Annotated in this window: 9 protein-coding genes; 6 read left to right on the top strand and 3 right to left on the bottom strand. The window is 62.5% G+C overall.

Annotated features, from left to right (window positions below):
* Positions 1-133: 133 nt before the first annotated feature.
* The gene (locus GJW30_RS09035) at positions 134-835 is read right to left on the bottom strand and encodes a response regulator transcription factor (protein WP_096354448.1); all 702 of its coding nucleotides are present in this window, start codon (positions 833-835) and stop codon (positions 134-136) included.
* Between the two features lie 374 nt (positions 836-1209).
* Between GJW30_RS09035 and GJW30_RS09030 the strand changes: the two genes are divergently transcribed.
* From GJW30_RS09030 to GJW30_RS09020, 3 genes are all read left to right on the top strand, one after another.
* A complete protein-coding gene (locus tag GJW30_RS09030; RefSeq protein WP_096358744.1) occupies positions 1210-1962 on the top strand; it encodes a HugZ family pyridoxamine 5'-phosphate oxidase in 753 nt (250 codons plus the stop codon).
* A gap of 217 nt (positions 1963-2179) precedes the next feature.
* Positions 2180-3793, top strand: coding sequence for a phosphoenolpyruvate carboxykinase (locus GJW30_RS09025; RefSeq protein WP_096358743.1), 1614 nt, complete (start codon positions 2180-2182; stop codon positions 3791-3793).
* An 82-nt stretch (positions 3794-3875) separates the two neighbouring features.
* A complete protein-coding gene (locus tag GJW30_RS09020) occupies positions 3876-4967 on the top strand; it encodes an NAD(P)/FAD-dependent oxidoreductase (protein WP_096354445.1) in 1092 nt (363 codons plus the stop codon).
* Positions 4968-4974: 7 nt separating this feature from the next.
* Here the strand turns inward: GJW30_RS09020 and GJW30_RS09015 are convergent, their stop codons facing one another.
* On the bottom strand, positions 4975-5805 hold the full coding sequence (locus tag GJW30_RS09015) for a DUF2865 domain-containing protein (RefSeq protein WP_096354442.1): 831 nt from the start codon (positions 5803-5805) through the stop codon (positions 4975-4977).
* 331 nt (positions 5806-6136) lie between these two features.
* Here GJW30_RS09015 and GJW30_RS09010 point away from each other — a divergent pair, with 331 nt between their 5' ends.
* Positions 6137-6499, top strand: a complete 363-nt coding sequence (locus GJW30_RS09010) for a hypothetical protein (RefSeq protein WP_096354440.1) — start codon at positions 6137-6139, stop codon at positions 6497-6499.
* 144 nt (positions 6500-6643) lie between these two features.
* Here GJW30_RS09010 and GJW30_RS09005 read toward each other — a convergent pair whose 3' ends face one another.
* Positions 6644-7444 (bottom strand): HesA/MoeB/ThiF family protein, encoded by an 801-nt coding sequence (locus tag GJW30_RS09005; protein ID WP_096354437.1) that lies wholly within the window; start codon positions 7442-7444, stop codon positions 6644-6646.
* 182 nt (positions 7445-7626) lie between these two features.
* Between GJW30_RS09005 and GJW30_RS09000 the strand changes: the two genes are divergently transcribed.
* Together GJW30_RS09000 and polA are read left to right on the top strand one after the other, a co-directional pair.
* Positions 7627-8994 (top strand): serine protease, encoded by a 1368-nt coding sequence (locus tag GJW30_RS09000; RefSeq protein ID WP_096354434.1) that lies wholly within the window; start codon positions 7627-7629, stop codon positions 8992-8994.
* 69 nt (positions 8995-9063) lie between these two features.
* Positions 9064-12060, top strand: a complete 2997-nt coding sequence (gene polA, locus GJW30_RS08995; protein ID WP_096354432.1) for a DNA polymerase I — start codon at positions 9064-9066, stop codon at positions 12058-12060.
* The last annotated feature ends 76 nt before the right edge of the window (positions 12061-12136 follow it).

Genomic DNA, 12136 nt, shown 5'->3' with positions numbered 1-12136 from the left:
GTGGAGCCGTTTTTCGTGCCCGTGCTTTCACCCGTCGTCCGGTCGAGCAAACTCTCAATTCCCGCGCGGCCAAATCGGCCGCGCTCCATTTAACGCATTCGCGCCGCGAATGCGCGTGGCGCAGAAACGCCCGTCACGCTTCCTTGAAGCGATAGCCGACGCCGTACAGCGTCTCGATCATGTCGAACGAGTCTTCGGCGACCTTGAACTTCTTGCGCAGCCGCTTGATGTGGCTGTCGATGGTGCGATCGTCGACATAAACCTGATCGTCGTAGGCCGCATCCATCAGCGCGTTGCGGCTCTTCACGACGCCGGGACGTGTCGCCAACGATTGAAGAATGAGAAACTCGGTCACGGTCAGTGTGACGGGCTCGCCTTTCCACGTGCAGGTGTGACGCTCCGGATCCATGCGGAGCAGTCCGCGCTCAAGAACCTTAGCGGCATCGGTTTCCTTGATCGGCGTGCCGTCTTTCGGCGCGACGCGGCGCAGGATCGCCTTGACGCGTTCGACCAGCAAACGTTGCGAGAAAGGTTTCCGGATGAAATCGTCGGCGCCCATCTTGAGGCCGAACAACTCGTCGATTTCCTCATCCTTAGAGGTGAGGAAGATCACCGGCATGTCGGTCTTCTGACGCAGTCGGCGGAGAAGCTCCATGCCGTCCATGCGCGGCATCTTGATGTCGAGGATGGCGAGATCCGGCGGCGAGGTCTTGAAACCATCAAGCGCGGTCGCTCCGTCCGTATACGTCATGATCCGGTAGCCTTCGGCTTCGAGAGCGATCGAAACCGAGGTGAGAATGTTGCGGTCGTCGTCGACCAGCGCAATCGTCGGCATACTTTGCCTTTCTGGAGGCGAACTCACGGTCGTACCTCGTGGCAGCGGGACGCTGTTACGACGTGTGAGCCCAAGGTGACAGTCTTTCTAACACGGGCCTGCATTGGTCGGTTGCGGCGAAGATCAGGTTCAATGCCGACGGAAAAATATCTGAAGCGGCGCTTTGAAGCGAGTAAAGCGAGGCCGAAATGTGACAATGTTACCTTCGGCCCCTGTTTGGAGGTCAAAAACGTAGCAAAATCAAAGCGCCGAAGACAACTCCCGGTCGTGGCGCCGTTCTGGATAACCATGCAGTATCGGCGACTTTCTCGATCTTAGATCTTACGACGCAGAGGCGGCCCACTCGAATGACGACATCGACCCTGCCCGGCGTTATGCCGGACCGCTTGCCGGAGAACGCTCAACCGCCGGCGGATTTCGACCCGGTGCGCGGCGCGAAAGAGCTGCTTCGCGCGATTCGCGGCGGAACCCTGGCGACGATTGATCGTAACACCGGGCATCCTTTCGCCTCGCTGGTGAATGTCGCGACCGATGCGGACGGGTCGCCCATTATTCTGGTGTCCCGGCTCTCGACGCACACCGCGAATCTAGAGGCCGACGGCCGCTGCTCCATCCTCCTTGCTGCGACCGGCAAAGGCGATCCGTTGGCACATCCGCGGCTGACCGTGCTCGGAACGATGGCGCCGACCGGCGACGCCAATGTTCGCGCCCGTTTCCTCGCCCGACATCCGAAAGCGGAAACCTATGCTGGCTTTGGTGATTTTGCGTTCTGGCGGATGGACGTAGCCTCGGCCCATCTCAATGGCGGATTTGCCAAGGCAGCCGATCTGCCGGCCGCACAGCTCCTAACCGATGTGTCCAGAGCCTCGGAAGTTGTCGTCGGAGAAGCCGCTGCTGTCGCCCACATGAACGAAGACCATAGCGATGCTGTGCGCCTCTATGCGACGCGTCTGCTCAAGCTGCGGGACGGTGGCTGGCGGCTGACCGGGATTGATCCGGAAGGCTGCGATCTTGCGCTTGGCGATGCGACCGGCCGCATCTTTTTCGACACGCCGATCACGAGCCGGCTTGAAATTAGGACGACGCTGGTCGAGCTGGTGAAGAAGGCTCGTACGGGACCGTCTTAGCGAGTCCGTAAGACTCTGGCCTTAAACGGTATTTCCTGTACCGGATTATATCGCACTGCACATCATACAAGTGGCCCAAAGTCTGCTTGGCATGATGCGGCCCAAAGACTATGGTCCGCCACCTTTTTTGCGGGGCCGAGCGGGAACGCTGCGGCTCCGCAATGATTTGATGCATAATCGGGCGAAGCCAGGGAGCTCGCTCACGGAGGGTGCTTCGTTGAAAGAAACCGGGGTGAAAAACACCGCGTTCGGCGCTGACAAATTCGGCTTCAAAGACTTGAAAGCCGTCCACTGGAATCTCACCGAAGCCCCGCTCGTCGAAGAGTCGGTGCGGCGTGGTGAGGCCGAATTGACCGCGGATGGCGCACTAACGGCCGACACTGGCCAGCACACTGGCCGATCGCCGAAGGACAAGTTCGTCGTCATTGACGCGATGACGAAGGACACCGTGTGGTGGGACAACAACGGCAAGATCACGCCGGAGCAGTTCAACGCATTGCACGAAGACTTCATTGCGCACGCGACGGGCAGAGAGCTGTTCGCGCAAGACTTGTATGGCGGCGCCGATCCGGCACACCGCATCAAGACGCGCGTCTACACCGAACTCGCCTGGCACTCGCTGTTCATCCGCACCATGCTGATCCGCCCGGAGCGCAAAGAACTTGCGAGCTTCACGCCGGAGCTCACCATCGTCGACTTGCCGTCGTTCAAGGCCGACCCGAAACGTCACGGTGTGCGTTCCGAAACGATCATAGCGATCGACTTCTCGCGCAAGATCGTTCTTATCGGTAACTCGAGCTACGCCGGCGAGATGAAGAAGTCGGTCTTCACGACGCTCAATTACTATCTGCCTGGTAAAGCGATCATGCCGATGCACTGCTCGGCGAATGTCGGCTCGAAGGGCGACTCGGCGTTGTTCTTCGGCCTCTCGGGCACCGGCAAAACGACGCTCTCGGCTGACGCAGCGCGCACGCTGATCGGTGACGACGAAACCGGCTGGTCGCCGGAAGGCATCTTCAACTTCGAAGGCGGTTGCTACGCAAAGACGATCAATCTCTCGGCGGAAGCCGAGCCTGAGATCTTCGCGGCGACAAACCGCTTCGGCAGCGTGCTGGAAAACGTGCCGATCAACGCGGACACGCGCCTTCCGGATTTCACGGATCAGTCGAAGACCGAAAACACGCGTTCGGCTTATCCGCTGCACTACATTCCGAATGCTTCGAAGACCGGCCGCGCCGGTCATCCGAAGAACATCATCATGCTGGCCGCCGACGCCTTCGGCGTCATGCCGCCGATCGCCAAGCTGACGCCGTCGCAGGCGATGTATCACTTCCTCTCGGGCTACACCGCGAAGGTCGCCGGCACCGAAAAGGGTCTCGTCGGTGTCGAGCCGGAATTTTCCACCTGCTTCGGCTCGCCGTTCCTGCCGCGACACCCGACCGAATACGGCCAGTTGCTCAAGAAGCTGATCGCGGAACACAAGGTCGATTGCTGGCTCGTCAATTCGGGTTGGACCAGCGGCATCTACGGCGTCGGCCACCGCATGCCGATCAAGGCGACGCGCGCACTTGTGACAGCAGCGCTCGACGGCTCGCTGAAGAATGTCGAATTCCGCACCGACCCGTATTTCGGCTTCGCCGTGCCGGTCTCCGTTCCGGGCGTCGATGCCAAGCTGCTCGATCCGTCGAAGACGTGGGCTGACCCGAAGGAATTCGACGAGACCGCGAAGAAGCTGGTCCGCATGTTCCAGAAGAACTTCGAGAAGTTCGAAAAGCACGTCGATGCGGATATCCGCGCAGCGCAGCCGGAAGTAAAGATCGCGGCCGAGTGATTTTAAGCGGGCTTGACCCGCGGTTGTATCTTCTTCACGACAAAGGCTCGGAGCGATCCGGGCCTTTTTCTTTGGTGGCGTGATGCAAGTTCTGGTGATCGGTGCTGGTGTGGTTGGGCTCGCCTGCGGTCGCGCGCTCGCGCGCGACGGGCACGACGTGATTGTCGCTGAAGCGACGCTCGGCATCGGCAACGGCGTCTCCTCGCGCAACAGCGAAGTCATCCACGCCGGCATGTACTACCCGACGGATTCGGTGCGCGCCGAACACTGTATTCGCGGCCGCCGCATGCTCTACGATTTCTGCGTCTCGCACGGCGTGCCGCACAAGAAATGCGGCAAGCTCATCGTCGCGACCAACGATGCCGAGTTGAAGAAAATCGAGACCATTCACGCGCAAGGTCTGAAGAACGGCGTCGAAGATCTCACGTTCATCGGCGCCAACGCGATCCGCGCGCTCGAGCCCGAGCTCTTTTCCGTCGGCGCGATGCTGTCGCCGCAAACAGGCATCATCGACAGTCATGCGCTCATGCTCGCCTTCCAGGGCGACATGGAAGACCGCGGCGGCATGATCGCATTCGGCGCGAAGGTTGAGCGTCTTGTGCCGACGGCTGCGGGCTGGGACGTTTATGTTGCGGGCGACGAGGAGCCGATGCTTGCCGACGCTGTCGTCAACAGCGCGGGCCTTGGTGCGCAGGCTGTCGCGCGCGTGACCGAGAGTTATCCGCAGGCGCGTGTGCCGCGTCTCGTCTTCGCGAAGGGCAACTATTTCGGCTACACGGGGCGCCCGGTGTTTCGCCATCTGATCTACCCGGCGCCGGTCGACGGCGGTCTTGGTACGCACGTGACGCTCGACCTCGCCGGCCGCATGCGGTTTGGACCGGATGTCGAGTGGATCGACGAGGAGTTCTACGCCGTGAATCCGGCGCGCGCGGAGTCGTTCTACGCACGCATCCGCACTTATTGGCCGGGATTGCCGGACGATACGCTCGTACCGGACTATGCCGGCATTCGCCCCAAGCTCACGGGGCCCGGCGAGACGGCGGCGGATTTCGTGATCGAAACGCCGGAGCAGCACGGCGTCGCGCGGCTCGTCAATCTGTTCGGGATCGAGTCGCCAGGACTAACGAGCGCAATTTCTATCGCCGACACGGTTGCGGCAGCGCTGCGCGAGTGAACGCTGCTTAGTTGAAGAACGGGAAGAATGGGAAGCCGGAGCGCTGCGGCTGCGGCTGCGGAGCCTGCGGGCGTGGACGTTGTTGCGGCGGCGGCGCGGCCTGCTGCGGCTGTGCGGCGCTCGGATCGAGCCGCGACGCCGGTGTGGCCGGCACGGCCGACGGGTCTACTTGAATCTCCGAGAGCTTCTGCTTCAGCGCCTGGTTGGCTTTGTTGATGTCGCCGATCGGCGTGAAGTCGGCCGTCCGATACGGGAATTGATTGGAGCCGCGGAACTGCGTCGGACCGGTCGCCAGCATCACGACATCGCCGGCGCGCAATGTCGGATCGGATTCGACATCGATCTGCGCGAGACCGCCCGGACCTTTGCCCGTGCAAGTGCAGTTATCGACATTGCGATCGCGATAGACGAACGCGTTCGGCAGATCGCTGTAGCGCGAGCCGTCGTTCGCGGACGCGTATTGCATGTTGGAGCCGTTGAAGACCTTCGTCTCCGCCTGCGGGCAGAGCGCCGCGCACACCTGCGCGCTGTCCAGTGCGCGGCCGGAGACCGAGCGCGGCACCGGGAAGTGACGGCCGTCGCAGAGGCGCACGCATGAAACGCCGCTGCCGGCAGTCTGGCGCGGTTCGGCATCCGGGTAGCCGCCTGGATTTTGCGGATAACGGTCGTCACCCGGATTGTCAGGTGTCGAGCGCTGCGGCTGGCGGCCGATGCCGAGCGCGCCGAAGATCTCGCCGAGCAAGCCTTGCGCTGCTGCAGGTTGCGGAACGCCCCACGCGATTGCGACCGCGATGAGCGCGGCGCTGCCGAGACGTTTGAATGACCGGTCAAAACTCAACGGTCGGCTCCCCTACGCTGCCAATGAGCAGCCACTGAACAACCCCGGAACGCCGGGCGGGTTCGCGAACGCCGAACACAACGCGATTCGCATCAACCCTAGACCGCGAAGGTGAACGAGACATGAGGACGCCGAAAGGGGGCTAACCCTCTGATTCGCTTTCCGTTTCGCATCGGCGCGCAGACGAAGCGACGACCGATCGACCCGTTGTAGGAAGCAGTTGTGTCCGTCTCGTGGCTGACCGCACATCGCCTCCCGAGATTGCTGATGAGAGGCGACGCGGCGAATGGTAGCATCACGCTGCCGAATCCTTGTCCGGGACCTTACGACCATGCGCGTCCTCTCCGCGATGTTGCTGAGCCTCACCGCGATATTCGCCGCGACCTGCGCCATGGCGGCGACGCGCCTGACACCGACCGAGATTCAAACTTCGTTCTTCGACGGCAAAGCCTTCACGGCGACGACACCGTCCAAGATCGAATTCAAACTGACTTTCACGCCGGACGGAAAGGTGACGCGCGATCCTGTGGGCAAGTCCGGTACCAGAGGTGAAGGCACGTGGAAACTCTCGAAGGACGGCTTCTGCACGATCTGGAAAAACGCGAAGCAGAGTTGCTTCACGCTCGTCGTCGCCGGTGCGAACAAATGGACCGTGATGCGCGGCCCGGCCAACGTCGCGACGTGGAGCCGTTAGCTCTCGGCTGTCATCCCGCCGAGTGAGTTTGCGAAGCAAACCGCGAGTGCCGGGATCCATAATCCCTGTGCTCAACTGTGAATTGCTGTGATTATGGATTCCGGGCTCGCGAGCGCTTGCGCGCACGCGCCCCGGAATGACCAGTTACTGATGCACCGATAAGTCTCGTATGCCGGCGTTCGTGCCGGTGAGCGGATTGTCCGCGTCGTAACCGTAATCGAGTGTCGCGAAACGCATCGCGCGCGCGTCGATCATCAGCATGCGGCCGACAAGGCCTTCGCCGAATCCAACGATTTCGCGGATAACTTCGAGCGCCATCATCGAACCGACGACGCCCGTGAGTGCGCCAAGAATGCCTGCTTCCGCGCAGGCCGGCACCGTGCCGGGCTCCGGCGGCTCAGGGAACAAGCAGCGATAAGTCGGGTTCAGCGTTCCGTCGGCGCGTTTCTCGTGCGCGCGGATCGTCGTGAGCGTGCCGTCGAAAATTCCGACAGCGGCAGTGACCAGCGGACGCTTCGCGAAGTAACAAGCGTCGGAGACAAGATAGCGTGTCGCGAAATTGTCGGCGCCATCCATCACGATATCGTACTGCGAGATGATCTCGATCGCGTTGGCGGCGTTCAGCCGCGTCGCATGCGTCACGACTCGAACGTGCGGGTTAAGCGCCGCGATCTTCTCGGCAGCGCTCTCGACCTTCGGCCGGTCGACATCCGGCGTCGCGTGAATGATCTGCCGCTGCAGGTTCGAGAGCGACACGACGTCGTCATCGATGATGCCTAGGGTGCCGACGCCCGCGGCAGCGAGATACATGAGCGCGGGAGCGCCGAGGCCACCGGCACCGACGATCAGCACGCGCGCAACCTTCAGCTTCGCCTGACCGGGCCCGCCGACCTCGCGCATGACGATGTGGCGCGCATAGCGCTCGAGTTCCTCGGCAGAGAACATTGTGCACTCGACGTAGCCCGGATGGAGCGCAGCGAAATCCGGGGCCACAGGACGATCCTGGATTGTGCTTCGCTCCATCCAGGCTACACGGCGGATATATCGTCTGGATTTCCACACACAAGCCGTTTTCCCGCCCGGATCGTTCCGCTAGCTTGGCGAGCCAAGAACCACAGAGGTCCACGATGAGGCTGGTCGGCGCCGCCCTATTCTTCAGTTTTGCTGCCACGACGGCGTTGGCGCAGACGCAACCGCAATCGCAGCGGCAACCCCCGAAGCCTCCCGCACGCCCGGCTCAGGGACAGCCGCCTGCCGCCGCCAAGCCGCAGGACCCGGTCGCGGCGTCCTATGTCGCGCTGCCGGAAGCCGAGCGCATCGCGATCCAGACCGACCTCATCTGGAGCGGCGAATATAACGGCCTCGCCACCGCAGATTTCGGCGCGCGCGCCATCGCGGCCGTGAAAGCTTTTCAGAAGCGGCTCGGCACGAAGGAGACTGGCGTTCTCAATCCCAAGGAACGCGGACAACTCGCCGCTGCGGCGCGCGCGAAGCGCGACGCCGTCGGCTGGCGTATCGTCGACGACCTTGCGACCGGTGCACGCATCGGCATTCCGACCAAGACGACACCGAACACCGCCGTCGCCGGAAGCACGTCGCGTTATTCGTCCGCGCAGAGCGATGTCGTGATCGAGAGCTTCCGCATCGCGGAGCCGTCGACAACGCTAGCGGCGGTTTACGACGCGCAACGGAAAGTGCCGGACAGCAAGATCACCTACAACGTGATCCGCGGCGACGCCTTCACGATCTCGGGCATGCGCGGCCTCAAGAAACTCTACATGCGCGGGCAATTCAAAGGCGGCGAAGTGCGCGGCTTTTCGATTGTCTACGATCAGGCCGTCGACACCATCATGGAGCCGGTCACGGTCGCGATGGCGAGCACCTATCAGGCCTTCCCGGCAACGCCGATCGCGAACCTGCCGCCGCCCCGCCGCAAGATCGAATACGGCAGCGGCGCGTTCGTTAGCGCGGACGGCCACATCATCACGTCGCGCGAGATGACCGAGGCCTGTCAGACTTACACGATCGCGGGCTATGGTCCGGCTGATCGCGTTGCCGAGGACAAGGATCGCGGGCTTGCACTACTACGCGTTTACGGTGCGCGCGATGTGAAACCGCTTGCGCTCGGTGATGCGAGTTCTGCGCCGAGCGGCACGCTCGTGGGTGTTGCCGATCCGGATCGGCAAAGCGGAGGCGGAAATGTCTCGACGCTACCGCTGCGCTTCGTTGCCGGGACAGGTGCGCGCGCCGCGCTCGATCCGACGCCGGGGCTCGGTTTCGCAGGCGCGCCGATCGTCGACGCGAACGGCAGAATGCTCGGTATCGCGGATGTCAGCACTGTGGCGGTAGCGGGTGCGGCCGGCGGTTCCTTCGCTACGCTGATCCCGTCGGACGCCGTAAAAGCGTTCCTCGCGGCGCAGAAAGTTCCGGTCGCGGCGACCGGCACAACCGACGCAAAAATGGCAGCTGTGCGCATCATCTGCGTGCGCAAATAAGCGCCGGGGTGGCCTTGCGTCCGTCAGGGTGGTAACCACTCGGCGTACCCAAGAAAGCTCAAAGCACGCATGGCTGCGATCAAAAAAGGCGACCGCATTTTCCTGGTCGACGGCTCCTCGTTCGTCTTCCGCGCTTACTTCCAGTCGATGAATCAAGACCGGAAGTACAACGCGCGCTCGGACGGGTTGCCGACTGGTGCCGTGCGCCTTTTCTGCGTCAAGCTACTGCAGTTCATTCGCGACGGCGCAGTCGGCATCAAGCCGACGCATCTCGCGATCATCTTCGACAAAACAGAAGATACGTTCCGCCGAGAGATTTATCCGGAATACAAAGCGCATCGGCCGGACCCGCCGGACGAATTGATCCCGCAGTTTCCGCTGATGCGCGAGGCCGTGCGCGCGTTCGGCCTCATCCCGGTCGAGCAAGGCGGCTTCGAGGCCGACGACATCATCGCGGCCTATGCCTGCCAGGCAGCCGACGCCGGCGCCGAAGTGCTGATCGTCTCGTCCGACAAAGACCTGATGCAGATGGTGCGCCCCGGCGTCACCTTCTACGACTTCGAGTCCGGCATCAAAGGCAAACCAGGTTATCGGCCCGAACGCCGGCTCGACCGCGACGGCGTGATCGAGAAATTCGGTGTGCCGCCCGAGAAAGTGCCGGACGTGCAGGCGCTGATCGGCGATCCGACCGACAACGTGCCGGGTGTGCCGGGTATCGGCATCAAGACCGCATCGCAGCTCATCAACGAATACGGCGATCTGGAGTCGCTGCTTGCGCGAACGGCCGAGATCAAGCAGCCGAAGCGGCGCGAGACGCTGGAGCAGAATGCAGAGGCGGCGCGCCTTTCGAAGAAGCTCGTCACGCTCGACTGCAACATGAAGGTCGACACGCCGCTCGAAGACCTCGTCGTACCGGAGCTCGATGCGAAGCATCTGCTCGGCTTCCTCAAGGCGATGGAATTCACGGCGATCACCAAACGCGTGTCGGATCTCTACGAGGTCGACGCAAGTCAAGTAGAGGCCGATCCGCGGCTTGCGCCGGATGGCTCGGCGACGGCCGACCTGCTCGCCGGTGTCGATCCCGACAGTGACGAGAAGCCGGCTGCGACTGCTTCGGCACCTGCGAAGCCGAAGACGAAAAAGGATCTCGACCTCGGCGCCGATCTGACGCCGCAAGGGCTCGCGGCACAGCGCGCCGCTACGGCGAAGAGCGCGAAGATCGATCGCGCGGCCTATACGATCATCGACGACGCCGCGAAGCTCGAGCGCTTCCTCGAGCGCGCTTTCGATGGCGGCGTGCTGTCGATCGAACTTCTCACATCCTCGCCTGACCCGATGGTCGCGGAAATCGTCGGTATTGCACTCGCGATCGCGCCAGGCGACGCTGCTTACGTTCCGGTCGGGCATCGTGCCGGCAACGATCTGCTCTCCGGCGGCGGCCTAGCGCCGGGGCAATTGCCTGTCCGCGACGTCATCGCGCGGCTTGCGCCGCTGCTGCGCACCAAGGGCGTGATGAAGATCGGTCACGATCTTAAGCCCGACATCACGGTGCTGGCACAGCACGGCCTCGACGTCGTGTCTTTCGACGACATTCAGCTGATCTCGTATGTGCTCGATGCGGGCCGCGAGTCGCATGGGCTCGATTCACTCGCCGAAGCGCATCTCGGCCACACGAGGCTCAAGCACGGCGAACTGATCGGCAAGGGCCGCGATCGCGTCGCGCTCGACAACATCGACATCACCCGCGCGGCCGCTTACGCAGCAGAAGCCGCGGATGTGACGCTGCGGCTGTGGCGCGTGTTCAAGCCGCGCCTCACCGCGGAGCGCATGACCACTGTCTACGAGACGCTGGAACGACCGCTCGTGCCGGTGCTGTCACGCATGGAACGTAGCGGCATTGCGATCGATCGTGCGATGCTGGCGCGGCTCTCCGGCGATTTTGCGCAGACGATGGCGCGCGTTGACGACGAGATCGCAGAGCTTGCGGGCGAACGCTTCAATCTCGGCAGTCCGAAGCAACTCGGTGACATCCTCTTCGGCAAGATGCAGTTGCCGGGCGGCAGCAAGACCGCGACCGGTGCATGGTCGACGCGCGCGAACGTGCTCGAAGAACTCGCCGAACAAGGCCACGTTCTGCCGGAACGCATTCTTGAATGGCGGCAAGTCTCGAAGCTCAAGTCGACTTACACGGACGCGCTACCGACTTACGTCAATGCGCAGAGTAATCGCGTGCACACGAGCTACGCGCTCGCCGCGACGACGACGGGCCGCCTCTCCTCCTCCGAGCCGAATTTGCAGAACATCCCGATCCGCCGCGAGGACGGACGTAAGATCCGCAAAGCCTTCGTTGCGCCGAAGGGACACAAGCTCGTCTCCGCCGACTATTCGCAGATCGAGCTACGGCTCCTCGCCGAGATCGCCAACGTGCCGACGCTGCGGCAAGCCTTCCAGGACGGTGTCGACATTCACGCAATGACGGCGTCCGAAATGTTCGGCGTGCCCGTGAAGGACATGCCGTCCGACGTGCGGCGGCGCGCCAAGGCGATCAACTTCGGCATCATCTACGGCATCTCGGCTTTCGGCCTCGCCAACCAGCTCGCGATCGGCCGTGACGAAGCCGGCGCCTATATCAAGAAATACTTCGAGCGCTTTCCCGGCATCCGCGACTACATGGATGAGACGAAGGCGTTCTGCCGCGACCACGGTTTCGTCGCGACGATCTTCGGCCGCAAGATGCACTATCCGGAGATCAAGGCATCGAATCCGTCATTGCGCGCATTCAACGAACGCGCCGCCATCAATGCGCGCTTGCAAGGCAGCGCTGCCGACATCATCCGCCGCGCGATGATCCGCATTCAGCCGGCGCTCGATGCCGCCAGCCTGTCAGCTAAGATGCTGCTGCAGGTGCACGACGAACTTGTGTTCGAAGTGCCTGACGGCGAAGTCGAAAAGACGTTGCCGGTGGTCAAGCGCGTGATGGAAGAGGCGCCGCTTCCGGCTGTCGCGCTGCGAGTTCCGCTGCAGGTCGACGCCCGCGCGGCCGACAACTGGGACGAGGCGCACTAAGAGTTCGTAAAGGTGGCTTATGTTTCGCATAGAACGGCTTTCGTGTATTATTTGATGATTGCTCATTATCTCCAAT

It is taken from the genome of Variibacter gotjawalensis, assembly GCF_002355335.1.
Classification (GTDB): domain Bacteria; phylum Pseudomonadota; class Alphaproteobacteria; order Rhizobiales; family Xanthobacteraceae; genus Variibacter; species Variibacter gotjawalensis.
Note: the sequence above shows the minus strand (reverse complement) of the source record. Positions and strands in the feature narration are given on the sequence as shown.